Origin of the sequence: Cedecea neteri NBRC 105707 = ATCC 33855, assembly GCF_001571265.1 — a bacterium.
GTDB classification, from domain to species: Bacteria; Pseudomonadota; Gammaproteobacteria; order Enterobacterales; family Enterobacteriaceae; genus Cedecea; species Cedecea neteri.
The window spans coordinates 68,201-91,388 of sequence record NZ_BCTL01000012.1; the positions used below are offsets into that span (position 1 = coordinate 68,201).

The 23,188-nt window shown below is 53.0% G+C and carries 23 protein-coding genes, 1 tRNA gene and 1 pseudogene; 9 read left to right on the top strand and 16 right to left on the bottom strand.

Annotated elements, in window-relative coordinates; translation table 11 throughout:
• Positions 1–30: 30 nt before the first annotated feature.
• From groL to CNE01S_RS06980, 3 genes are all read right to left on the bottom strand, one after another.
• Entirely contained in the window at positions 31–1,677 is a 1,647-nt protein-coding gene (gene groL / locus CNE01S_RS06970; RefSeq protein WP_061274618.1) for a chaperonin GroEL, read from the bottom strand.
• A gap of 40 nt (positions 1,678–1,717) precedes the next feature.
• Positions 1,718–2,011, bottom strand: coding sequence for a co-chaperone GroES (locus tag CNE01S_RS06975; RefSeq protein WP_008453772.1), 294 nt, complete (start codon positions 2,009–2,011; stop codon positions 1,718–1,720).
• Positions 2,012–2,145: 134 nt separating this feature from the next.
• Positions 2,146–2,622: an FxsA family protein gene (locus CNE01S_RS06980; RefSeq protein WP_061274620.1), complete on the bottom strand. Its 477-nt coding sequence runs from the start codon at positions 2,620–2,622 to the stop codon at positions 2,146–2,148.
• A 344-nt stretch (positions 2,623–2,966) separates the two neighbouring features.
• Between CNE01S_RS06980 and aspA the strand changes: the two genes are divergently transcribed.
• From aspA to CNE01S_RS07010, 6 genes are all read left to right on the top strand, one after another.
• Positions 2,967–4,403 (top strand): aspartate ammonia-lyase, encoded by a 1,437-nt coding sequence (gene aspA, locus CNE01S_RS06985; RefSeq protein WP_061274622.1) that lies wholly within the window; start codon positions 2,967–2,969, stop codon positions 4,401–4,403.
• Positions 4,404–4,518: 115 nt separating this feature from the next.
• Positions 4,519–5,820, top strand: coding sequence for an anaerobic C4-dicarboxylate transporter (locus CNE01S_RS06990; RefSeq protein WP_061274624.1), 1,302 nt, complete (start codon positions 4,519–4,521; stop codon positions 5,818–5,820).
• Between the two features lie 87 nt (positions 5,821–5,907).
• On the top strand, positions 5,908–6,231 hold the full coding sequence (cutA, locus tag CNE01S_RS06995) for a divalent cation tolerance protein CutA (RefSeq protein WP_008453776.1): 324 nt from the start codon (positions 5,908–5,910) through the stop codon (positions 6,229–6,231).
• Positions 6,207–7,937 (top strand): protein-disulfide reductase DsbD, encoded by a 1,731-nt coding sequence (locus CNE01S_RS07000; protein ID WP_061274626.1) that lies wholly within the window; start codon positions 6,207–6,209, stop codon positions 7,935–7,937. The genes cutA and CNE01S_RS07000 overlap by 25 nt, the downstream gene beginning before the upstream one ends.
• 38 nt (positions 7,938–7,975) lie before the next feature.
• Positions 7,976–8,551, top strand: coding sequence for a transcriptional regulator (locus tag CNE01S_RS07005; RefSeq protein WP_061274628.1), 576 nt, complete (start codon positions 7,976–7,978; stop codon positions 8,549–8,551).
• A 114-nt stretch (positions 8,552–8,665) separates the two neighbouring features.
• Positions 8,666–8,741: transfer RNA gene (locus CNE01S_RS07010), tRNA-Phe, on the top strand.
• A gap of 263 nt (positions 8,742–9,004) precedes the next feature.
• Here CNE01S_RS07010 and CNE01S_RS07015 read toward each other — a convergent pair.
• The 4 genes from CNE01S_RS07015 to CNE01S_RS07030 form a co-directional block, all read right to left on the bottom strand.
• Complete coding sequence (locus tag CNE01S_RS07015; protein ID WP_061274631.1) at positions 9,005–9,994, bottom strand: tyrosine-type recombinase/integrase; 990 nt, start codon at positions 9,992–9,994, stop codon at positions 9,005–9,007.
• 22 nt (positions 9,995–10,016) lie between these two features.
• Positions 10,017–11,603 carry a TraI domain-containing protein gene (locus CNE01S_RS07020; RefSeq protein WP_061274633.1) on the bottom strand — a complete coding sequence of 529 codons (1,587 nt, stop codon included), beginning with the start codon at positions 11,601–11,603 and terminating at the stop codon, positions 10,017–10,019.
• Entirely contained in the window at positions 11,596–13,080 is a 1,485-nt protein-coding gene (locus tag CNE01S_RS07025) for a UvrD-helicase domain-containing protein (protein ID WP_061274634.1), read from the bottom strand. Before CNE01S_RS07025 ends, CNE01S_RS07020 begins: the two co-directional genes overlap by 8 nt.
• 107 nt (positions 13,081–13,187) lie before the next feature.
• On the bottom strand, positions 13,188–13,703 hold the full coding sequence (locus CNE01S_RS07030; protein WP_138089290.1) for a hypothetical protein: 516 nt from the start codon (positions 13,701–13,703) through the stop codon (positions 13,188–13,190).
• Positions 13,704–13,985: 282 nt separating this feature from the next.
• Here CNE01S_RS07030 and CNE01S_RS07035 point away from each other — a divergent pair, with 282 nt between their 5' ends.
• Entirely contained in the window at positions 13,986–14,369 is a 384-nt protein-coding gene (locus tag CNE01S_RS07035; protein WP_061274638.1) for a cupin domain-containing protein, read from the top strand.
• Between the two features lie 7 nt (positions 14,370–14,376).
• Here the strand turns inward: CNE01S_RS07035 and CNE01S_RS24320 are convergent, their stop codons facing one another.
• The 3 genes from CNE01S_RS24320 to CNE01S_RS07045 form a co-directional block, all read right to left on the bottom strand.
• Complete coding sequence (locus tag CNE01S_RS24320) at positions 14,377–15,063, bottom strand: helix-turn-helix transcriptional regulator (protein ID WP_072279108.1); 687 nt, start codon at positions 15,061–15,063, stop codon at positions 14,377–14,379.
• A 198-nt stretch (positions 15,064–15,261) separates the two neighbouring features.
• Positions 15,262–15,990, bottom strand: coding sequence for an SDR family NAD(P)-dependent oxidoreductase (locus CNE01S_RS24980; RefSeq protein WP_082763192.1), 729 nt, complete (start codon positions 15,988–15,990; stop codon positions 15,262–15,264).
• Positions 15,991–16,255: 265 nt separating this feature from the next.
• Positions 16,256–16,825, bottom strand: coding sequence for a DNA methyltransferase family protein (locus tag CNE01S_RS07045; protein ID WP_245874333.1), 570 nt, complete (start codon positions 16,823–16,825; stop codon positions 16,256–16,258).
• On the opposite strand from CNE01S_RS07045, the pseudogene CNE01S_RS26045 reads away from it, so the two are divergent.
• Positions 16,767–16,957: pseudogene (locus CNE01S_RS26045) on the top strand (hypothetical protein); the annotation flags it as partial. The gene CNE01S_RS07045 and the pseudogene CNE01S_RS26045 overlap by 59 nt on opposite strands.
• A gap of 253 nt (positions 16,958–17,210) precedes the next feature.
• Entirely contained in the window at positions 17,211–17,492 is a 282-nt protein-coding gene (locus CNE01S_RS07055; protein WP_061274644.1) for a type IV pilus biogenesis protein PilI, read from the top strand.
• Here CNE01S_RS07055 and CNE01S_RS07060 read toward each other — a convergent pair.
• The 6 genes from CNE01S_RS07060 to CNE01S_RS07085 form a co-directional block, all read right to left on the bottom strand.
• On the bottom strand, positions 17,482–19,068 hold the full coding sequence (locus tag CNE01S_RS07060) for a hypothetical protein (protein ID WP_255212412.1): 1,587 nt from the start codon (positions 19,066–19,068) through the stop codon (positions 17,482–17,484). The two genes, CNE01S_RS07055 and CNE01S_RS07060, sit on opposite strands and share 11 nt — an antisense overlap.
• Before the next feature lie 356 nt (positions 19,069–19,424).
• Positions 19,425–20,093, bottom strand: a complete 669-nt coding sequence (locus CNE01S_RS07065) for a DNA methyltransferase family protein (protein WP_061274646.1) — start codon at positions 20,091–20,093, stop codon at positions 19,425–19,427.
• Positions 20,094–20,216: 123 nt separating this feature from the next.
• The gene (locus tag CNE01S_RS07070) at positions 20,217–21,152 is read right to left on the bottom strand and encodes a DUF1281 domain-containing protein (RefSeq protein ID WP_072279109.1); all 936 of its coding nucleotides are present in this window, start codon (positions 21,150–21,152) and stop codon (positions 20,217–20,219) included.
• A gap of 87 nt (positions 21,153–21,239) precedes the next feature.
• Positions 21,240–21,389, bottom strand: coding sequence for a hypothetical protein (locus CNE01S_RS25205; protein ID WP_156479828.1), 150 nt, complete (start codon positions 21,387–21,389; stop codon positions 21,240–21,242).
• Between the two features lie 323 nt (positions 21,390–21,712).
• A complete protein-coding gene (locus CNE01S_RS07080; protein ID WP_061274650.1) occupies positions 21,713–22,102 on the bottom strand; it encodes a hypothetical protein in 390 nt (129 codons plus the stop codon).
• A gap of 96 nt (positions 22,103–22,198) precedes the next feature.
• A complete protein-coding gene (locus CNE01S_RS07085) occupies positions 22,199–22,549 on the bottom strand; it encodes a hypothetical protein (protein ID WP_061274653.1) in 351 nt (116 codons plus the stop codon).
• Positions 22,550–23,188 lie beyond the last annotated feature (639 nt).

Consider the following 23,188-nt stretch of genomic DNA (forward strand, 5'->3'; position numbering starts at 1 on the left):
GGTTTCTTTAACACAAGGTGCTAAGGCGAATTACATCATGCCGCCCATGCCACCCATGCCGCCCATACCACCAGCAGCGCCTAAGTCAGGAGCATCGCCTTTAGGCAGGTCGGTTACCATGCACTCGGTAGTGATCATCAGGCCCGCAACGGAAGCCGCGTACTGCAGAGCAGAACGGGTTACTTTGGTTGGGTCCAGGATACCGAAATCGATCATGTTGCCGTATTCTTCAGTCGCCGCGTTGTAACCGTAGTTACCTTCGCCCGCTTTCACCGCGTTGGTGACAACGGATGGCTCTTCGCCGGCGTTAGAAACGATCTGACGCAGAGGCGCTTCCATTGCGCGCAGCGCAACTTTAATACCCACGTTCTGGTCTTCGTTCTGAGCGGTCAGGTTAGCCAGTTTCGCAGCAACGCGAACCAGCGCTACGCCACCACCGGCAACCACGCCTTCTTCAACCGCAGCACGGGTAGCGTGCAGGGCATCGTCGACGCGAGCTTTTTTCTCTTTCATTTCAACTTCGGTAGCAGCACCGACTTTGATTACCGCTACGCCGCCTGCCAGTTTCGCTACGCGCTCCTGCAGTTTTTCACGGTCGTAGTCAGAAGTTGCTTCTTCAATCTGCTTACGGATCTGACCAACGCGGCCCTGAATAGCGGCTTCTTCACCCACGCCATCGATGATGGTGGTGGTGTCTTTGTTGATCACAACGCGTTTAGCCTGGCCGAGGTCTTCCAGGGTCGCTTTTTCCAGCTCCATACCGATCTCTTCAGAGATAACGGTACCGCCAGTCAGGGTTGCGATGTCCTGCAGCATAGCTTTACGGCGATCGCCGAAGCCTGGTGCTTTAACCGCAGCCACTTTCACGATGCCACGCATGGTGTTAACCACCAGGGTAGCCAGCGCTTCGCCTTCAACGTCTTCAGCGATGATAACCAGCGGTTTACCTGCTTTCGCAACGGCTTCCAGCACTGGCAGCATTTCGCGAATGTTGGAGATTTTTTTGTCAGCCAGCAGGATGAACGGGCTTTCCAGCTCAACAGCGCCAGTTTCTGGCTTATTGATGAAGTATGGGGACAGGTAGCCACGGTCGAACTGCATACCTTCAACCACGTCCAGTTCGTCTTCCAGACCGGTACCGTCTTCAACGGTGATCACGCCTTCTTTACCGACTTTATCCATCGCTTCAGCGATCAGTTTACCTACGGTTTCGTCGGAGTTAGCGGAGATAGTACCTACCTGAGCAATCGCTTTAGAGTCAGAGCACGGCACGGACAGCGCTTTCAGCTCTTCAACAGCGGCAACAACGGCTTTATCGATACCGCGTTTCAGGTCCATTGGGTTCATGCCCGCAGCAACGGCTTTCAGGCCTTCGGTGATGATAGCCTGAGCCAGTACGGTTGCGGTGGTGGTACCGTCGCCTGCAGCGTCGTTCGCTTTAGAGGCAACTTCTTTCACCATCTGTGCGCCCATGTTTTCGAACTTGTCTTCCAGCTCGATTTCACGCGCTACGGAAACGCCATCTTTGGTGATGGTCGGTGCACCGAAAGATTTATCCAGAACCACGTTACGGCCTTTAGGACCGAGGGTAACTTTCACTGCATCTGCCAGTACGTTAACGCCGCGCAGCATTTTTACACGAGCGTCGTTACCGAATTTTACGTCTTTAGCTGCCATTTCTTCTATTCCTCAAATTCGTTCAGGTTCGTGCGTCAAATTACGCTTCAACAATTGCCAGGATGTCGCTTTCGGACATGATCAGCACTTCTTCGTTGTCGATTTTCTCGGACTTCACGCCGTAGCCATCGTTGAAGATAACGATGTCACCCACTTTCACGTCCAGCGGCTGCACGCTACCGTTTTCCAAGATGCGGCCTTTACCGACAGCGATGATCTCGCCACGAGTTGATTTGCCCGCTGCGGAGCCAGTCAGAACGATGCCGCCCGCAGATTTGGACTCAACTTCTTTACGCTTGACGATGACACGATCATGTAATGGACGAATGCTCATTGATAGCTCTCCTTTGAGAAAGTCAGTATCAGATAGTTAGGTAACGCCGTCCCATATGGGTTATCGGCTGGTGACCTGATTAATGGGGATGCGCCTTCCCCCCTTCAAGGGGGGAAAACAAAAAAAACTAAAATTTAACGATCGTCCCGGTGCTGGTCGTCGAGGCGCTTTGGCCCGTCGTCTTTGCGCTGAAACTCGCCGTCGAAGGTATTGCCCCCTTCGCTGCCGGCGCTAAAACCACCGCCCGGCATACGGGAGAAGCGCAAATGCGGCATCAGCTTCAGCGTCAGGTGCTTTTGCACCGGCGGCAGAAGCAGCAGCAGGCCGAGGAAGTCGGTAAAGAAGCCCGGCAGCATCAGCAGGATACCGGCCATGATCAGCGAGACGCTTTTAATCATCTCCGCTGCAGGGCTTTCGCCCGCCGCCATCTTCTGCTGCATCAGCATCAAGTTTTTAAAGCCCTGGTTACGTACCAAAGAAAGGCCAATCACCGAAGTGAAAATGACCAGAATCAGGGTCATAAAGACCCCCAGAACGTGTGCCACCTGTATGAACAGCGAAATTTCGATGTAAACATAGAGGAAAACGGCAATAAGCGGGATCCAGCGCACTATACGCTCCTGTCATCGGGCGAGCCCGTTAATGGTCTCGCGAAAAATAGATTAGCAATTACGCGTAGGGGTGAGATGGCGACGCTATAGACAAAGATCAATGTTTATTGCGTGAATTTTTTCTGGAAATTTTCAACTATTGACCTATATCACATATTAATAATTGTTATGCGTGGTGCCTTTTAATAAGTGATCCAGGTTACTGCTTTTCGCTATCATCAGCATATCATCACGATAACGCGGTCGAATATGGACATAATCGTCGGCCTATTAAGCTCACAACCACATTTCGTGTGCGTGAATAAAACAGTGCATTTATCTGCAGCTTTACTAAGAAGGTTCACATGTTAAATAACATTCGTATCGAAGAAGATTTGTTGGGTACCAGGGAAGTGCCAGCGGATGCCTACTACGGCGTTCATACTCTGAGAGCGATTGAAAACTTCTACATTAGCAACAGTAAAATCAGCGACATACCGGAATTTGTACGCGGTATGGTGATGGTAAAAAAAGCGGCGGCAATGGCGAACAAGGAACTGCAAACCATTCCTAAGAGCATCGCGAACACCATCATTCAGGCCTGTGATGAAGTCCTGAACAACGGCAAATGCATGGATCAGTTCCCGGTAGACGTCTACCAGGGCGGCGCGGGTACTTCTGTTAACATGAACACCAACGAAGTCCTCGCCAACATCGGTCTGGAACTGATGGGCCACCAGAAAGGTGAATACCAGTTCCTGAACCCGAACGACCACGTCAACAAATGCCAGTCCACCAACGATGCGTACCCAACCGGCTTCCGCATCGCGGTTTACGCCTCCATCGTGAAACTGATCGACGCCATCAACCAACTGGGCGAAGGCTTCCAGCGTAAAGCGGTAGAGTTTTCCGAGATCCTGAAAATGGGCCGTACCCAGCTTCAGGATGCGGTCCCAATGACCCTCGGCAAGGAATTCCACGCATTCAACGTGTTGCTCACTGAAGAAACCAAAAACCTGCTGCGCACCGCTGAACTGCTGCTGGAAGTGAACCTTGGCGCAACCGCCATCGGTACCCGACTCAACACGCCAGATGGTTACCAGCAGCTGGCCGTACAGAAACTGGCGGAAGTCAGCGGCCTGGCCTGTGTGCCGGCAGAAGACCTGATTGAAGCCACCTCAGACTGCGGCGCATACGTCATGGTGCACAGCTCCCTGAAGCGCCTGGCCGTGAAAATGTCCAAGATTTGTAACGACCTGCGCCTGCTCTCTTCCGGCCCGCGTGCTGGCCTGAACGAAATCAACCTGCCAGAGCTGCAGGCGGGTTCTTCTATCATGCCGGCCAAAGTGAACCCGGTTGTACCGGAAGTGGTGAACCAGGTCTGCTTCAAAGTTATCGGCAACGACACCACGGTGACCATGGCTTCCGAAGCGGGTCAGCTGCAGCTGAACGTGATGGAGCCGGTGATTGGCCAGGCAATGTTCGAGTCCATCCACATTCTGACCAACGCCTGCTACAACCTGCTGGAAAAATGCATTAACGGCATCACCGCAAATAAAGAAGTGTGTGAGAGCTACGTGTACAACTCCATCGGTATCGTGACCTACCTGAACCCGTTCATTGGTCACCACAACGGCGATATCGTCGGCAAGATCTGTGCGGAAACCGGCAAGAGCGTGCGCGAGGTCGTGCTGGAGCGCGGCCTGCTGACCGAAGCCGAGCTGGACGATATCTTCTCCGTCCACAACCTGATGCACCCGGTCTACAAAGCTAAGCGCTATACCGATGAAAGCGAACAATAACTCATCCGCATAAACGCCAAAAGGCACGTCCAGTAGGACGTGCCTTTTTCATTTTAACGGTATACGAAAACACAACATTTCATTTTCATCTCATTAAAACATCAAGGAAGCGACCATGATAGTCATCGAGCTCATCATCGTGTTAGCAGCGATTTTTCTGGGGGCAAGGCTTGGCGGGATAGGCATTGGTTACGCCGGCGGATTGGGGGTTTTGATTCTCGCGGCGATGGGCGTAAAACCCGGCAGCATCCCCTTCGACGTTATTTCCATCATTATGGCGGTCATTGCAGCTATCTCGGCGATGCAGATCGCCGGAGGTCTGGATTATCTCGTTCACCAAACCGAGAAATTGCTACGCAAGAATCCTAAATACATCACTATTCTTGCGCCCATTGTGACCTGGTTTCTGACCATTTTCGCAGGTACCGGCAACATCTCACTGGCCACGCTGCCGGTGATTGCCGAAGTCGCCAAGGAACAGGGCATCAAACCCTGTCGTCCACTCTCGACGGCGGTCGTTTCAGCTCAGATAGCCATTACCGCTTCACCAATTTCCGCCGCAGTGGTTTACATGTCCTCGGTGATGGAAGGCCACGGCGTCAGTTACATTCAGTTACTGTCGGTGGTTATCCCCTCAACGCTGCTGGCCGTGCTGGTGATGTCGTTCCTGGTCTCTATTCTGTTCGACTCAAAGCTGTCCAATGACCCGGTTTACCTCAAACGCCTGGAAGAAGGCCTGATTGAGCTGCGCGGCGACAAGCAAATCGAGCTTAAGCCTCGCGCCAAAACCTCCGTCTTCCTCTTCCTGCTCGGCGTGGTTGGCGTGGTTATCTATGCCATCGTCAACAGCCCAAGCCTCGGCCTCGTCGCTACGCCGCTGATGAATACCACCAATGCGATCCTGATTATTATGCTATCGGTCGCCACCCTGACCACCGTTATCTGCGGCGTAGAAACAGAAAGCATTCTCAGCTCCAGCACCTTCAAGGCCGGGATGAGCGCCTGTATTTGTATTCTCGGCGTAGCATGGCTGGGCGATACCTTCGTTTCCGCCAATATTGACTGGATCAAAGAAACCGCAGGCAGCGTGATTCAGGGCCACCCCTGGCTGTTGGCGGTGATTTTCTTCTTTGCCTCGGCGCTGCTTTACTCCCAGGCCGCAACGGCCAAAGCGCTGATGCCGATGGCGCTGGCGCTCAGCGTCTCACCGTTAACCGCCGTCGCTTCTTTCGCCGCCGTCTCTGGTCTGTTTATTCTGCCAACCTACCCAACTCTGGTCGCCGCGGTGCAGATGGACGATACCGGCACAACGCGCATCGGCAAATTTGTCTTCAACCATCCGTTCTTTATTCCCGGCACAATGGGCGTAGTGCTGGCGGTCTGCTTCGGCTTCGTGTTCGGCAGCATAATGCTGTAAATCTCTTCAAAGGCGGGCTGTTATTCGGCCCGTCTCCTCCTCCTCATGCTATAGTCGATGCCGTTTCCTCCCATAATGAGGTTTGCGATGTCGATGACCCAGGCTGTCGTTGTACTCTGTACCGCCCCGGATGAAGCCACCGCTCAGGATCTGGCCGCGAAAGTGCTGGCGGAAAAACTTGCCGCCTGCGTGACGCTGCTGCCGGGCGCAACTTCACTCTATTACTGGGAAGGAAAGCTGGAGCAGGAGTACGAAGTACAAATGCTGCTCAAGAGCGACGTGGAGCACCAGGAGGCGCTGCTTGCCTGCCTGAAAACCCATCACCCTTACCAAACGCCAGAGCTACTGGTTCTGCCAGTTGCACACGGAAACAGTGAATATCTCTCATGGCTTTACGCATCATTACGCTAGTCCTGCTGCTTTGCAGTTCGCAGGCCTTCGCCGGGCTGTTTGACGCCCAGAATAAAACCCAATTTGTCCCGGTCGACCAGGCCTTCGCCTTCGACTTTCAGCAGTCCGATCGCCAGTTAACCCTCAACTGGCAGATAAAACCCGGCTATTACCTATATCGCCAGCAGATAAAAGTGGTGCCCACCAGCGCGGACATTGCGCCCCTGGCTATTCCCAAAGGCACCTGGCACGAGGATGAGTTCTACGGCAAAACCGAGATCTTCACCCAGCAGTTGAACCTGCCGATTACGGTTAACGCCGCCGATAAAGGTTCGTCCGTCAGCGTCACCTACCAGGGCTGCGCCGAAGCCGGGTTCTGCTACCCACCGGAAACACGCGTAGTGCCGCTGAGCGCTATTGCTCCGTCTGCTAATAATGCCAATATTTCTTCCCCTCTCTCCCCTGAAGGGGAGAGGGCCGGGATGAGGGGGACAAACGACTCCGCCCCCGCATCACTCCCCTTCTCCGCGCTGTGGGCCTTCCTGATAGGCATCGGCATCGCCTTCACGCCCTGCGTGCTGCCAATGTACCCACTGATCTCCGGCATCGTGCTGGGTGGTAAACAACGTCTGTCCACCGCCAGAGCGCTGCTGCTGGCCTTTGTTTACGTCCAGGGCATGGCGCTGACCTACACCGCTCTCGGTCTGGTGGTTGCGGCTGCCGGGCTCCAGTTCCAGGCCGCGCTACAGCACCCGTACGTGCTGATTGGCCTGTCGGTGCTCTTTATCCTGCTCGCCGCCTCCATGTTCGGCCTGTTCACGCTGCAGCTGCCGTCGTCGCTGCAAACGCGCCTGACGCTGATGAGCAACCGTCAGCAAGGTGGCTCGGCGGGCGGCGTCTTTGCTATGGGCGCGCTGGCCGGGCTTATCTGCTCGCCGTGCACCACCGCGCCGCTGAGCGCTATCCTGCTGTACATCGCGCAAAGCGGAAATATGTGGCTTGGCGGCGGCACGCTTTACCTTTACGCGCTGGGAATGGGCCTGCCGCTGATCCTGATCACCGTCTTCGGCAACCGCCTGCTGCCGAAAAGTGGGCCATGGATGGAAAGCGTCAAAACCGCCTTTGGCTTTGTAATTCTGGCGCTGCCGGTATTCCTGCTGGAACGCGTACTCGGCGACACCTGGGGGCTAAGGCTGTGGAGCCTGCTGGGCGTAGCCTTCTTCGGCTGGGCGTTTATCACCAGTCTCGCGGCGAAGAAATCCTGGCTGCGTGTGCTGCAAATCATCCTGCTGGGGGCCGCGTTGGTCGCCGCCCGTCCGCTACAGGACTGGGCTTTTGGCTCTCCGGTATCCACTCAGGCCGTGCCTCACCTAAGTTTCAGCAAAATAGCGAACGTTGAGCAGCTCGACGCCGCGCTGGCCAACGCGAAAGGCAAACCTGTGATGTTCGATTTGTACGCCGACTGGTGCGTGGCGTGTAAAGAGTTTGAGAAATACACCTTTAGCGATCCGCAGGTGCAAAAAGCGCTATCTGGTACCGTTTTACTCCAGGCCGACGTCACGGCAAATAACGCCGATGACAAGGCTTTGCTCAAGCATCTGCAGGTGCTCGGCCTGCCGACCATTTTATTCTTTGATACTCACGGCCTCGAGCAGCCTGCAGCCCGCGTAACGGGCTTTATGGATGCCAAAGCGTTTAGCGAGCATTTGCGCAATCGCAGCCAGTAAACAACACTTAATCCGTTGGGAAACGTAAGGAGAAAACCGTGCAACGCGAAGAAGTTTTAGAGCACGCCCTGCATGTCCTTGAACGTGAAGGCATTGCCAGCACGACGCTGGAGATGGTGGCGAAAGAAGCCGATTACCCGCTCGCTGAGGTTCGTCAGTTCTGGCCCGACAGCGAAGCCCTGCTGTACGACGCCCTGCGCTACTTAAGCTCGCAGGTGGACGTCTGGCGGCGCCAGCTGATGCTGGATGAAGAGATGACGCCGGAGCAAAAGCTGCTTAAGCGCTACCACGCCCTGACCGAATGCGTGAGCAACCAGCGCTACCCCGGCTGCCTGTTTATTGCCGCCTGCACCTTTTATCCCGATGCCGCGCACCCGATTCATCAGCTAGCTGACCAGCAGAAAAAAGCGGCCTGGGAGTACACTCACGAGCTGCTGACGCAGATGGAAGTGGACGACCCAACCATGGTTGCCCACCAAATGGAGTTGGTGCTGGAAGGCTGCCTGAGCAGGCTATTGGTGAAGCGCAGCCAGGCCGATATCGACACTGCCAGAACCCTTGCGGAAGATATTCTGCGTTTTGCGCTGTGCCGCACCGGCGGGGCATTAACCTGAAGCACGTCTTTTTACTGCCTTTGACTGAAAAGCAGGCAATCAGCATAGTTTTAGGGATTTTTTATGACAAATCCGTTGACGCCTGGCGGCCTTTACGGTTTAATGCGGCCCGTTGCCCGGATAGCTCAGTCGGTAGAGCAGGGGATTGAAAATCCCCGTGTCCTTGGTTCGATTCCGAGTCCGGGCACCACTTACATCAAAGCACGTTGGTCAGAAATGAGAAGCCTGACGGACGGTTAAGAGAAAGTTATCTGAACTCTTGTGATGTCTGATCCTGAATCACATCGTGGTTTATGTAGCTTTCCCAAGAAAGGGAACTGTTGACGCAGTTCCCTTTTCTCGATCACCGATCATGATTACAGCCAGTAACCACAATGTCAATAAGTGTAAGATTTTTGTCTACACTCCCGAGCGTTTCCTTTTCCGACTATACAGTTGCACCGCATTCTTTAATTATTTATCGATATATAACGCCAGTTCCCGCTCCAGTGTTTTTCCCACGACCTCCATATTGATATCGATGTATTCCATCGTGGTGGTAATACTGCGATGACCCAGCAACCCTTTCACCAGATGAAGATTGCGATCCGGCGCTTCCATCAGTTGTGTCGCCAGCGTATGCCGGAACCGGTGTGCCGAAATAGCAAATCCACACTCATCCGACAATCGCCGGAAAAAAGACCTTAGCGGCTGGATGGAAGGGTCAGCAGGTAAATGTTCACGCTCACGATCCAGACAGGTCAGTCGCTCATAATGAAAAAGGTGATCGGACGGGCCGGCACCACACTCCTGTATCCTTTTCAGCAGAAGTTCAAGCCCCGGTCGTAGCTGGTATACGATGGGCACAGCCCATTCAAGATGCGTTTTACTCCCCTCCTGCCGCAGGGTGATGCAGTTATCCCTTAGGCTGACATCCTTCACTCTGATATGAAGCAGCTGGTTCTGACGCATCCCGGTGTAGCGCAGCGTATCCAGCACGATACGCCAGAACCAGACAGGAGAGAGGGCGCATTTACTGTTCCGGCCCCTCGCCGTTTGCAACTGCTCTTCAAACTGCTCCATCTTCAGGTAGAGCTGGATCAACTGACTTTTAGACAATATTTTTTTGCGCTTCTCGGCCTTCTTAATCGACACGCCGTTAAAAGGATTGTCCCCTGCGGCAATGTATTCCGTCTTCAGGGCAAAATTGAACAACGCGCGCATGTGCGTGACCTTATTATTCCAGGTATGTGAGGACAGGTTTTTTTCCTGCAAAACATACCTCCGCCAGCGCAGAACATCCCGCTGGGTAATGCTCTCCGGCATAACGTCTTCCCCCACAAACTGCCGGAAGCCTTTCAGGACCTTAGCGTAACTCCACTCTGAGGCTTTACGCAGCGGCGTTTTAAAAAAATACTCCTCCATCAGCCCGGCCCAGGCTGCCTCACTTTTCTCATTTTTCATCACGTTGAACCTCTGTACTTCGTTATGAAATCATCAGATAACAACTGTCCTGGGGGACCGGGTTAAACAACTGACTGGCTTTAACCAGATACCCCTTCACTTGTCTGAAAGAACCCTGCTGATCTTCAGTGGCATAAATCCTGGCGAAAAAGTAACGCCGGTTATCCTGCCGCCGGTGGAAATTCAGTCGCTCAAACGCCTGCTGCACACTCTCCCTTTTTTCGCTGTCATGCCCGGCCTCCTTCAGGTATCGATAAAACAGCCCCGGGACGGGCAGCAGAACGAAGCCCGCTACCACCTGCAGGGCATCATCCGGCCCGTTCACCGGCAGACTTCCGTTGCGGACACCATTGCGAAGCCATTTCCAGAAAACCTCGCCCTCCTGGACCAGGTCGTTGCTGTATCCGGCGACAAAGGGCTCTCCTTTCTGAACTGTAACGACGCTGGCCTGCGAGTTGTCATGTTCGCTCGCCACCAGGGATACGCTGGCACAGGGGGCAGGCTGGTGAGCGGGCCCGGGTACCGGTTCATCAGCCCCGCAAGGAGGAATGACCTCAGCTGTGGGTTCATCAGGCTCAGCAGCATCTGCATCGTTCCCCAACAATGCCAGGAGTGCCTGCATATCATCGTCAGGGGCCGGCGTCACCTCAGAGATAATGCCGCCTGTCCCATCATGGCTAATCACCTCGTCTGCTGAAGGAAGGATTTCATCTGCAGCCAGGGCAGAATGAAGCGCCATTGCCCCGGGCAGAGGGTCTGCTGGAGCGATTGTATCTCTACCGGCACTGATTGCCGGTTCAGTCCCGATGAAAGGCATTAACGCGGTGGCCTCCGGGGAGGAAACGAGCGACTGCGGTGTCACAGGCAGAATCACCGCCCCACTTTTCTCTGCGGCTGTCGCCAGAAGTTCATCAATCACCGGCAGCGGGGAGGGAAGACCGCAGAGGTGCTGCGCCAGACAGTCCAGGGTCGCCGGAACGGTGGAAAGCCAGCCCGTGGCCCGCCGGGGCAGGAGCTGACAGGCCATCAGGGTGGCCGCACTCTGTACCACGTTTGCCCGGGGCGGTGTCGGGTTAAACCGGAACCGGTACGGCTCCAGGGGAACACTCGTTCCCGGGAGCCAGGGCTCTCCGCTTCTGAGCTCACCGGTCAGTTGGCTTAACAGGGGCAGGTGGTAAAACAGGGCCGACCAGTACACCACGGCGTTCCACAGCACACCCTGCGCCGCCTGCTCTTCCGGCGCGGCTCCCGGAGGAAGCAGATGGGCTTTGGCCAGACGTACCGCACAGGTGACATACCTCACCACCATATCGCCGTAGCCACCACTCCCCGACCAGGGGCCTGAAGAAGTTGCCGGCACGTTCTGCACCCGGGCAAGGAGTTGTGCCAGAGGGGTAAAATACAGGGTCTGGTACTGTTCTGCAGGCAGGGCACAGTTATCCCACAGCTGCTGCAAATAAATCTGGCGTGCCGGAGCGGTAGTCAGGGCATCCTGTGTCTGCGGGAGATGGTAGCCGGGAATGTCCTGATGTGTGGGGGAGAGGACAGCGCTGGCGGCCTTTTCCGTGAGGCCCGCCCGACCCGGAAGGGATTTCAGCCAGCTAAGCATAACGCCCCTGCCCCACGGATTCATCCTTTTTGCCGTCCCCCTTTTTATCCTTGTCGTCTTCTTTATCAGGGGCATTCAGCAGGGCGTGTATCAGACCGTTCATCACCAGCGTCCTGCGCGCCCGCGTCACGGAGACATACAGCAGATTCGTTTCGTCGGTACGTTCGACCTCTGGCATCTGCGGGTCGGTGATATCGGCGAAGTCTTCATCGAGCATCACCGTGTCCCACTCCAGCCCCTTACTGCGGTGGGCCGTGGACACCGTCACATCCGCCTCGCTCTCACTCTTCACCGCCTGCGCCCTCAGCACCTTCAGCTTCTGCGGCAGAGGGAAGTACGTTTCCAGCAGCCGGATGCCCTGGTTCATACCGATATCTCCGGTGGCCTTCGCGATACTTTCGTATTCCGCAAAATCCCGGTAATCCTTCGTCAGCTGCGGGCTGCGCATCCGCTCCGGCATCTCCACGGAGAACCAGTAGAGGTCCTCCAGCTCTTCGGCTTTATACCCTTCAATTCCCCCGACCCAGTACACGCATTTCCCGTTCAGACTGGCGCTCAGGGCGGCACCAATGACACCGGCCACGGTGCGGCTCAGCACGGTATAGTGTGGCGTGTCTCCCGGCAGCGTCTCCACCACCCGGTCAGCACTCCCACTCCCTTTCACCGTCTGCGTTTCACCCTGGCGTTCAAGCAGCACGTTGGCCACCCGGGCCACCTCCGGCCCGAAGCGGAAGCTCTGCGTCAGCCAGAGCTGGTCTGCATCCTGCAATACAGGCGCGTCCAGGGCATTATCTGCGCCCCGGAAGCGGTATATCTGCTGATGCCGGTCACCGACCAGCACCACATTGCACTTCTGGCCCAGAACCAGCGCGCGGGTGACCGGGTTGGCATCCTGGGCTTCATCAAACAGAATGGTGCCCCACCGGCGCGACAGGTCGGGGTTCGAGAGCTGGTAGAGCTTCAGATAGGTATCGTGGGTGACAGGGAAATCAGATTGTGGGCTGCGCATCGCCTGCCAGAGCACCTGCGCCGCACCAATGATATCAGGGAGAGCCACGCCGCAGCGGTCCTTCTCAGCCGGGAGGTGCATCAGACCCGGCTCCGGGTCGGCGCTGCAGAGAAAATGGTTGAGCGTCTCCAGGGCGGTACGTGCCAGCGGCCAGTGGCGCGTGTTGAGCAGCCGCGCCACGTCGGTGATACGCAGATTACTGGTCAGGCGGGATGCCAGGGGACGCCCGAACCCGGGCCACGCCAGCTGATGGGAGGTTTTGCATTCCACGCTGAACGGAAATTTTTGTTCAGCCTCATCTCTGACGGCGCGGTTATAGGCCAGGTACAGCATCCGGCTGGCAGGGTTAGCCCGCGCATAGCGTACCAGGGTGTGCGTTTTCCCGGTGCCGGCAAACGCCTTCACCACCAGGCGCACCCCTTTCCAGTCAATAATGGCCGCCTGTTCAGGCGTATCAGTGTAAGACATCGGATATCCTCAAATGCAGAGATAAAACGGCATTCTGTTTCCGGTCTGTCTGCCCCGCCACGCTTAACTCAGCATGGTGAGGGAAAAATAACGACGGCCTCCTCTCATCACCGGCCTGGTAATCTGTCGCCCAGCCAGGCCATCCACCGGTCATCTTCCACCTGTACATTCACGGGCAACCCGGCGTCATAGCAGGCCTGGTACCACTCACTGGCCTGGCGGGCATTACCGCTCAGCCAGGCCTGCCCGCTGTTTTCACTCCATAATGCAAGGCTTGTCGTGCCATCGGAACGGATAACAAATGCCGCCCGGCTGACGGTGTAAGGTCGTCCTCTGATGTCGAGTTCAATGTCCCGCATCCGGCTTCTCCCGGGGCGGGAGGCCAATATCCGGTTCCCGACCTCCTGCAGCTGACGGTATCCCACAGGCATCAGCGAAAGTGCCATCGCACGCCCGGCATCGGTCAGCCCGATAAAGACCCGGCGATTGGGTTTTCGCTGCAGATAAACCAGTCCGGTTGCCGCCAGCGAATTACAGGCGGAATAAACGCAGTTACTCCTGAGTGACTTAAGAATATATCGTGCAGGTAAAAGCCCTGAAAAAAGGTGTTCAGCTGAAAGCATAAAAATAAGAATTTTCTTTTGCAGCTCTGATAAACATCTGTGCTTTACACGCAATATCATTGACCTCTTCTTATTGAGAGTTGAGGGCTGTAACAGTCGAAGATCCGATCTCATGCTTACAAACTAACTAAATGGCTTAAAGTACCATGCACAAATGAGAGGATTCTTTCTATGCATCGCTCTATTTAATCACTCATCTCTCAGCTATCATCAATCTTGAGGTTACAACTTCCCGCACAAATCCACAGAGTAGTTTTTACTCATTTTAAATAAGGAATTTTCATGATTAACTTTTCTGATTTTTGTATTGCAGATGCTGTGAAGGATGATGCCGTAGGTATATCAATCGGGGATTTGATTCAGGGGAATAGCATTAATGCTTATGCAACTGTAATTGAAGAAGGCAACAAAGTTGGTTGCCACAGTCACCATGAAGGTGAGGAATGGTATATTATACTCGCCGGCGAAGGTACGGTTTTTACCTCAGACGTGGAAAACGGAGCGCTCAAAGAGGTAACCGAAACCCCCTTCAGCAGTGGGAGTGTTTTCCGTATCTCCGCCGGAACAGCACATCAACTCCGCGCTGATAAACAGGTCAAACTCATTTTCCTGTGCCCCCCTACACATCTGGAGCAGGATCGAACCGTTTTTAGCGATCTTTGTTAATCAGTTCCTATTGAAATGAGAGGGATTCTGCCTGTTTAAAAAAACTTTCAGGGATATAATTTGAAATGTTGTTTTCATGGCAGAATTCCATCAGAGCCCGCCTCGAACTAACACCTGCTTTATGATATATGTTACTGATATGATTAGTGACTGTACGTGGTGAAATTGCAAGGTGTTTCGATATGTCTTTTGCAGTAAAACCCTGAAGAAGATAAAACACAATTTCCCATTCCCGCTTAAGAAAAAACTCAGATGGAGGAGTAAATACCAGCGATGAGGGTACTTTTATTTTATCAAGTTTCGAAAGAGTAATAATACCTACGGGTCTCCCATGAAAAATCGTTCCAATACATACACCTGAATTATTAATCAATGGATATTTATCAAAATACCATGGCTGGAGGTAGGGACTATTTTCAAAAGGATGGATTTCAATTGAAGTAACCCTATCCATTAATTTTTCAACTTTTCGATCATGAGCCTGAAACTCATTCTGAAAAATTGCCGTTGAGGCGGGGAGTTCGCCATCATATCTGCCTTCAACCTGATATCCCTGCGGGAGTGAAAGCAATTTGTGATACTTTCTGTTGGCATAAATAAATCTTGAACGTCTGTCTTTTGCACCCCATGGTTCGTTGCTTATCTCCCAAAATCTAATGAGTGATTGAAGAGGACTGTCTGCATAACTGTTCATATACGTTTGTCTCTGACTGGAGCATGAAAATGAAGACTGAAGGTAATAAAGCCCTATTCAAAAAGTAAAGAACAGTTGATGAGTTTTCAGTCTTTTCTCAAGATCCTCAACACTTAATTGCTCAGTAAGTTCAAATTGAAATATGGTATATTGCACGGATAGTGACAGGTATTATCTCCCCTGTAATCATAAAATAACTTATTTTATCCGAGGCGAAAACAATGCGGAATACCCCCCGTCCATAACGATATCGCTCCCTGTCATAAAGTCATTCTGGAGTAAAAAGTGTATTGCCGACCAGACATCTTCTACCGTTCCACAATGTCCCGTCAGATAGGCCTGGCTGTAGTCCGGTAGCTGGCCTGCATACTTTTTGCGGATCATTGGCGTATCAATCGTTGCGGGAGAAATGGAGTTAACCAGAATCTTTGGAGCAAACTCGACAGCACAAACTTTTGTCAGATTCACTACCGCTGCCTTGGCGCTGCTGTAGGCCACCATCCCCCGGCCCCCCACAGAGACCGTTGAGCTGGCGATATTAATTATCTTTGCAACAGAGCCAGTGCTCAACATACTTTCAGCCTCCAGTTTGCAGGCGTGAAAAGTGGGCAGGAAAATCTGGTGATAAGAATTGATAAGTTCTTCAGAAGTGATGTCAGGGATAGTTTTCCTTACCCCGGAGACTCCCGCGCAGTTGACTGCATAGTTAAGAGAGTCTATTTGGGAAAATGCATTTTTTGCTTCTTTCCAGTTTGAAAGATCGCATCTTATTTGCGTTATCGACTCATCAAGATCACAGGAAATAACATTATCAATCCCAGTAACACGAAACCCACGCTGATGAAGCTGCGTGGCAGCATGGCGACCGATACCACTGGCGTGGCCGGTAACAAGAATATGGTGTTTAATTATGTCAGCCTTAGCAATTGTTCAATTGCATGAAAGATACGTACCATCAAAGAGATTTATCAATCTTCCTTAGATTACCCGACGCGCAATCTCAGTCAAACGCCCAACGTTAAACCAGGAACTTTCTTCGGAGCATTCGCGTAATTATCATAAAATAAATACCGTTATTATCCTTCTTCTGTAATTTGATGGGGTATCACAGGATAATGCCATTACCGGGCCTGACTGAAACAGCGCCCTGCCAGAGGGTGCTGAACAGTAAAATAACGAGGTGTAATGCCGGTCACTCATGAACCAGTGCATGCTTCAGTCGAAAAGGCCAGTTCCCGAGGTAATGGCCCGGGGTATACAGCACCCTGCGCCGCTCATTGTGAAGCGAGTTGCCAATCACCACTTCACCTGCCACGCCGCAGAGCGACAGCTGGATATACGCTATCCCTGCCGCCAGTGGGCCAACGTCAGTAACCGATACCAAGAGTTGGCGGTGTGACACATACCCCGCCTGGTTCAGCACGTCGGCGACGGCGAGAACCATACAACCTGCGCCGCAGGCCGACTCGGATAATGTAATGAAGGGTCTGGCCTGAAACAGCCTGTCCATATCACCCAACAGGAGCATGGCCATCATTCTGGCCAGGTCCCGCGGGGTGAAGAACTGGGCGCGGTATTTATCGCCCAGTTCGAGCTGCATAAATATTTTACCCAGAAAATCACAGAACCCCGCCTCCAGGCCGTTGACCACGTGGACCAGCAGTTGTCCCATACGCATCACATCCGGCTTCTGATAGCCGCTGATGAACGAAGTTGCCTGCATTATCTGCCGTGGAGAAGCAGCGGAAATATTGTCCTCCATCCGCCACATTGTGCTGAATATGCTGCGCGCCGAAAAACGAAAAAAGCCAGTATCCGCAGGAAACGTAAAATTGCGAGTATGATATTGCTCACCTGGGACAGATCCTGGTCACCGGTTTTAGCGCCTGCTTGAAAAATAAGCATAAGTGCTCTCACCCTGCGCCCAAAAAAGAGTATCAGGACCTGATGGAATCGCCCTTTGCATCGAAATCCAGCTAGCTGAAGAGATTTTTAATCTTTATTTTCATGAAGTTGACATCACATCCCTTGGATGTCCTGCGCCAATAAATTTTTCGAAGTCCTCAATGAGTTTTTTATTGTTCACTTATGCAAACAGGTGGGATGCTCAGATCTTCCGGCAAACATCGCCAAATAAGGAGGCATGAATGATAATTAATGAAGAAAATAACCAATGGCGTATTTTTTATCGTAAAAATACTGGTGAGGATATAACTCTTGAAATGTCATCATTAGAACGCTGTCATTTAGAGGTCGAAGAATTAATGACGACCTTAAACTATATGATATGCATTGAAGAAAATGGTGAAAGAATAAAACGCTGGGACAGAGAAATCATTGCAAACTGCAATAAATGGTATATCTGTCGGCCAGATGATGTTGAAATACTGGGTGAATTAATAACAATAAATAAAGTCATCAGAAAGTAATACCCACTTTAGATAAAGCGTTAAGCAACGCACTGTAGCAGGCAACAGGTTCATTTTGAGCTGGGGAGTGTTTGTAGACCATCGCCGTACCCGGGCATTTGCCCACTATTTTTTGCACTATACCTTTCACAAATCTTACTTCATGAGCCAATAATGAAACCCATTTATAAATATCGGCTTCATCATTAAGGGTAAACACCAGCCCTTTAAATTTCTCAGCCTCCGAAACTGACTCCATTCCTTCTTCATTATGTATCCTTCTCTGTATCTCCATAAAATAAATTGTATTATTATCGATCACCATTCTTGATATCAAAAAGCCCCTTACATCTTTCTTGTTTATTACATCGAGATAGGGCCAGTTCAGTACTGTCCTGGAAATTTTATCATTGTCCATTTCAGTTTCATTCTGGGCAAACTCAGGAATTGCAACCAGCTCAGGCTCTCGTGAGTTTGATAATAAATTTTCTGGCGTGTACCACTCCAGTGACGTCATTCTCTGTGAACTGTTTTCCTTCAGGTAAATCATAGCATTCCACATATCACGAACAATTCCTTTCGACTCCATATATAACGTTTTTGCTTCATACTCGTTTACTGATGACATATACCCGATATCATTGCTTTCTCCGAAAGATTCATTGACAGTGTATGAAGAATGTGTTTTATTTTCATTTTTTGAACCTGTGACATATCTTGCTTTTTCCTTCCTTAATGGAACCACTACGCAACTGTCACCAAGGATCTCAAAAACAGACATTTCAACCTCCAGGCTTGATGCGCCTGAGTCAGGATTAAATGCATTATCGACGCTGAATATTTCGTCGGGGGTTTTTATCTTTCTGGCAGATACATTGTCCCAGGCTTTTTTACTCCCATCATCTGCCTTTTCGTCAACCAGATTACTGTTATCTCTGTCGAAGTTAACTGTATATCCTTCAGGTAAAGATACTCCTGTAACCGAAAGGCCTAAAAAGGACTTATTATCACTCAGCCAGAGTCCTTTGACTTTTATTCGTGCTTTTCCCTTAAACCAGGGGGCCACTTTAAGATAGGTTTCGCAACCTTCACTGCCGTCTAACTGACGCTGTATTCTATCCACAGCTTTCTGAGTAAATGCATCAAGAGCAAAAAAAGAAATAAAGGGAGCATCTTTATTATTCATTCTTTTTCTCAACTTAACATAAAATACTTTCTCACCTTCAATGTTTGCTTCTGAAAAAAGCCTGTTACATATTTCATTTTTTGAGTAGGTTAGAATAGTTCTCTTCAGTTCATCGGAGTTTCCATAGCAGCGATAAAAAAACTCAAGTGCAGGGATAATGATCTTGCCCGAATTATTACCTGAGAATTCGAGAAGGCAGCTTTTATCATCAGTTCTGTTTAATGGATAACAGGGAAAATCATAAGGCAAAGGAATACCTTCTTTGCTGGCCTTGTAAAATGAATTAATTCGCCATCCCTTATTTGCATAAGAAAAATCCACGTCAAATATTTTTTCTTCCATTATGCTTTCAGCTATACAAAGACCGTGCTGCCAGACACTACCGATCCTTAAAAAAGCCAAATCGGTCAATGAGCATTCCTGCTCACAATACTTATAAGAAAGTGTTCCATCGACTCGTATTTCCCGAAAAATCACTACCACTTTAGGCTGTTCGCCACTTCTTTGACTTTTTTTCAACGACCCGTACCACCACACAAGCCAGTTGGTATCAGAAGGAAGAGTCAATATGGACAAGCGTTCTGTCCTGTTAACTTTTTTTATTGCCACTCTTTCCATATGCTAAGTCCTTCAGCCGAAAATTACCGTTTTTTCTCACCTGAATTTATAACTATACAGACTGAGGCATATTGTCAACGCTATGATGATACCGGATATAAAAAGCGCTCCCGGGCGGGAGCGCTGTGGTGTAATTATGCGACCTTATTTCACAGTGAATGCAGACGAGTCGACCAGTTACCAAGATAATGACCTGGCGTCAGCAATACGCGACGCCGTTCGTCACACAATGCGTTGCCAATGACGACCTCACCGGCCACGCCGCAGAGCGACAGCTGGATATAGGCCATCCCCGCTGCCAGCGGATCGATATCCGTTGCGGAAACCCACAGATAGCGGTGCGACGCGTAGCCTGCCTGATTAAGAGCATCGGCGAAAGCCAGCACCATACAGCCAGCACCGCAGGCGGGTTCGCTGAGAGTGATAAAAGGCTTTTCATCAAACATTGCCTCCACATCCCCCAGTTGCAGCTGCGCCATCATTCTGGCCACATCCCACGGGGTGAAGAACTGGGCGCGGTATTTGTCGCCCAGGTCGAGCTGCATAAATACCTTACCCAGAAAATCACAGAACCCCGCCTCCAGGCCGTTGACGACGTGGGCCAGCAATTGCGCCATACGCATCACGTCCGGCTTCTGATAGCCGCTGATGATGCGCATGTACTTGCTCTCCCGCACGTCGCTGAAGCAGAGGCTATTCTCCAGGGCGATGACGCTGCAGCTGATGAAGTCCTCAAACACCCGGTGCCGGTGGTGGTAGCAGGCCGTCTGGTTAAAGAGTGAGATAAAGGCTTTCTCATGGTCGATGAGTCCGGTCATGCGTGTTCTCCATAAAAAAAGGGTACACGCCACCCGGTCAGGGGGAACGTGTTCCCCCGGGGGTATGTCAAGCGGCAGCAACCCTCTCAGGTTGCTGTCCGGCTGAGCATCCAGCCCTGTGGTTTAACCGCGAACGCCGCCGTAGCTGGCGGCCTCCGCGTTCAGCAGAAGCGGCATATCGCCCTCCGGCATCAACATCGGGTCGTCTGACCACACGTCCACGGGCAGGCCCTGATGGCCGTCCACGTGTTCGCCCTGGTCATAGCAGTCGTAACCCTGCACGCCGTTCACCGGTTCGCAGTAGCTGTGCCGGACCTGGCAGTCAAACACGGCGGATAACTCCCCGATAAGTTCGCCTGAAGGCGGATACCAGGGCGAGTCCAGCCATACCGTCAGGGCTCCGCCCTCGCTGCGCGCGTGGCGTACGTTGTGACCCGACGGCCAGACCATGCCGTACAGACGTTCGTACAGGCTCGCCTGGGTGGACATCCCGCTCAGCAGACTGCCGTTGCCGTTAATCTCGGCGGCAAGCCGCGTCGGAATCACCAGCAGCATGTCGCAGGGGGGCGCGTATTCAGGCAGAACGGCCAGCCGCTCCCAGCACTCGCCGGCATCGATGTTGTCAGACAGGCCGACAACCCCGAACCAGTCGGCATACTGACGCCGCAGTATCGGGCGCATCACCTGCTGCGCGGCGGCGGGAAGGTTGTCCCACCGGAGCGCCCCCAGCCCCGTCTGGTGGTAGAGCCGCTCCGTCTCGCGGATTGTCTCCCCGTTGAGAGGGACATCCCGGCGAAGCAGGCCCAGCCACTGCTCGAACGCCTGGTTGGGTGAACTGGCGGGGCCGGTTCCCAGGGGTATCAGCGGCGGATACGGGCGATACTCCGTCGTACTGGTGGGTTTCAGTATCCCCGCGCAGCCGGCCAGGAACAGCCGGATACTCTGCTGGACCGCGTGACGGTAGCGCGGTACTTCCGCGCCGGTCACCCACTCCAGCAGGATGTCGATACAGACGGATTTTCCGCTGAACTCCAGGCGATTTGTGCACCATTCAGACATAGTGAATACCTCTTCTTTCAGATTGAGCTAAAAAAAAGAGGGCACCGTCCCGCGAGGAAAGGTGCCCTCACGGGATGGTCAGATTAGTCAGTTAAAGCGGCAGCGCAGGGTTGCCATCTGCCCGGCCAGCAGGCTGGCCGCGCGGAACGCGTCCCGGCGACGGCGGTAGTGCCCGGCAGCCGTATTCAGCGTGCCGTAGCGATACTCCGCGGCATGCCAGCCGGTACGGAAGGTCACCTGGCCCCGCCAGGTGCCATCCTTCGCGCGAAACGCCCGGGCCCGGAAGGCCTGGTGTCCCGAACGGTTGCGTATCCAGGGGCCTTCGGCCGGGGCATGTCGCAGGGGCAGAAGCCGGTCAGAGAGCCGGGAATACGCCCTGGTTATAACCAGGTAAAGTCGGTGGCCAGTCAGGCCCGGTCGAAAGGTTACTATCTGCACAGGGTATCTCCTCAGATAAATGGGAATACCCTGCCCGGTGACGGGAAGCGGTATTCCCGTCAGGGTGAACTGAACCTCAACCGCGGCTCAGCGTTCAGCCATGCAACTGCCGGGAAACCGGCTCAGTCGCACAGCATGTCGTCCTCTGGCCCGTCGCCCGGCCATTCGGCCTGCAGGCCTGCCTCCCAGGCGATGGCCCATACTACGGGGGACAGCATAAACCCCCGCCGGCACAGCACCGCGAACAGCAGGCGGCAATGCCCCGGCCACCAACGCCCCTCCCGACGACCGTGTGTCATCAGGAAAGCCGTCTCACTCAGCAGGAACATCGCCTCGCCGTGCTCAGAGCTCGCGCGTGAAGGGCGGGTAGTCATAAGCATCGAAGCCCGGCGCAGGTCACGGTGAATAATCCACAGCTCGCGGATATCCGCCCGCCATAACCTGAACCCGTGCTTTGCCGTGGTCAGGGTATCAGCGGCCAGGGCCTGAAGGTGTAGAGTCAGTGTATGCATGGTGTCTCCGGTTGAACGTAAATCGTCAGCGGGGACACCACTCCCCGGCGGGTAAGGGCTCCCCGCCGGAAGGTGAATAAGAGAAAAGTCGGTAAATTAATGGTCGCCGGGCCACAGCGTTTTCAGCGTCGCAAGGCGAGCCGCCTGTCGATGTGCTGTGCGCATGGCCTCAGCCCGGGTGGCAAATGTCCCGCAGTCACAGCAACGGGCGACAGGTGCATCATGGTCTGGCGAACATCGCCGGGTAATCACGTAAGCATGAAAACCATTGCCATCGTACCCGGCTTTCGCCCGGTACTCCTGCAGGCCGGAAAGGGATGTTAACCAGGGTGATTTTCTGAACCGGGCCTTCAGCCGGGGACATTCCGCGGCCACGCGGGCAGCAACAGAACGCACCAGGCTTGCCGGCAGCGCCAGTTCATCAAAAAAAGCACGCAGTGAAGACATCGCGTTTCTCCGCAAAAAAAAGGGAGAAATGCCTGCCCGGGCGGGAAGCGATTTCCCCGCAGGACAGTGGCTGACAGACGTCAGAGTGTGAAATGAAACCTTCATCACCGGGTGGGGTGATATCCGTTCTCAAAGGGTAAACGGATGTACCGCCAGAAGCTGGCTGCCTCTTTCAGGCTACGAGGCATTTTGATCACCCGAAGGCGTTTCTCTCAGATCAACGAAACATTGGCTGGTAACCACCCGAAGGCGCTTCTCTCAGGCTACGGAAGCATTGGCTGGTTGTCGTGAGACAACGGATAAGCCTGCTCATTTTCAAATCAAAACAGCAGGCTGTCAAGCCATTCACCTGAAACGAAACACGTGAAAACCCTCCCGGGTCGTTATCGTAAAAAAGGAAGGACGCTCGTAAGCCGGAGATATTTGCCTGCCAGGGCTGCATGACGTGAGCAGAAAAAGAATGCTCTCAAAAATACAGCCGTTAACGCTGTAAATATATTAACCTCGCGGCCTGGCATGGTAAGAGGATGGCGTTATTCATAAATCGTTGCTCGGTTGCTGTTCACCGCAACCGAAGCGTGAACTTAATATACGCCGTTGCCGCGGACACAATGCCACCGGCTTCAGCCAAAGAAGGAA

What these genes read in the sequence shown, in the direction of transcription:
- groL (WP_061274618.1), bottom strand. Translation starts at nt 1,677, where the DNA reads ATGGCAGCTAAAGACGTAAAATTCGGTAACGACGCTCGTGTAAAAATG.
- CNE01S_RS06975 (WP_008453772.1), bottom strand. Translation starts at nt 2,011, where the DNA reads ATGAGCATTCGTCCATTACATGATCGTGTCATCGTCAAGCGTAAAGAA.
- aspA (WP_061274622.1), top strand. Translation starts at nt 2,967, where the DNA reads ATGTTAAATAACATTCGTATCGAAGAAGATTTGTTGGGTACCAGGGAA.
- CNE01S_RS06990 (WP_061274624.1), top strand. Translation starts at nt 4,519, where the DNA reads ATGATAGTCATCGAGCTCATCATCGTGTTAGCAGCGATTTTTCTGGGG.
- cutA (WP_008453776.1), top strand. Translation starts at nt 5,908, where the DNA reads ATGTCGATGACCCAGGCTGTCGTTGTACTCTGTACCGCCCCGGATGAA.
- CNE01S_RS07000 (WP_061274626.1), top strand. Translation starts at nt 6,207, where the DNA reads ATGGCTTTACGCATCATTACGCTAGTCCTGCTGCTTTGCAGTTCGCAG.
- CNE01S_RS07015 (WP_061274631.1), bottom strand. Translation starts at nt 9,994, where the DNA reads ATGAAAAATGAGAAAAGTGAGGCAGCCTGGGCCGGGCTGATGGAGGAG.
- CNE01S_RS07020 (WP_061274633.1), bottom strand. Translation starts at nt 11,603, where the DNA reads ATGCTTAGCTGGCTGAAATCCCTTCCGGGTCGGGCGGGCCTCACGGAA.
- CNE01S_RS07025 (WP_061274634.1), bottom strand. Translation starts at nt 13,080, where the DNA reads ATGTCTTACACTGATACGCCTGAACAGGCGGCCATTATTGACTGGAAA.
- CNE01S_RS07030 (WP_138089290.1), bottom strand. Translation starts at nt 13,703, where the DNA reads ATGCTTTCAGCTGAACACCTTTTTTCAGGGCTTTTACCTGCACGATAT.
- CNE01S_RS07035 (WP_061274638.1), top strand. Translation starts at nt 13,986, where the DNA reads ATGATTAACTTTTCTGATTTTTGTATTGCAGATGCTGTGAAGGATGAT.
- CNE01S_RS24320 (WP_072279108.1), bottom strand. Translation starts at nt 15,063, where the DNA reads ATGAACAGTTATGCAGACAGTCCTCTTCAATCACTCATTAGATTTTGG.
- CNE01S_RS07045 (WP_245874333.1), bottom strand. Translation starts at nt 16,825, where the DNA reads ATGGAGGACAATATTTCCGCTGCTTCTCCACGGCAGATAATGCAGGCA.
- CNE01S_RS07055 (WP_061274644.1), top strand. Translation starts at nt 17,211, where the DNA reads ATGATAATTAATGAAGAAAATAACCAATGGCGTATTTTTTATCGTAAA.
- CNE01S_RS07065 (WP_061274646.1), bottom strand. Translation starts at nt 20,093, where the DNA reads ATGACCGGACTCATCGACCATGAGAAAGCCTTTATCTCACTCTTTAAC.
- CNE01S_RS07070 (WP_072279109.1), bottom strand. Translation starts at nt 21,152, where the DNA reads ATGTCTGAATGGTGCACAAATCGCCTGGAGTTCAGCGGAAAATCCGTC.
- CNE01S_RS07080 (WP_061274650.1), bottom strand. Translation starts at nt 22,102, where the DNA reads ATGCATACACTGACTCTACACCTTCAGGCCCTGGCCGCTGATACCCTG.
- CNE01S_RS07085 (WP_061274653.1), bottom strand. Translation starts at nt 22,549, where the DNA reads ATGTCTTCACTGCGTGCTTTTTTTGATGAACTGGCGCTGCCGGCAAGC.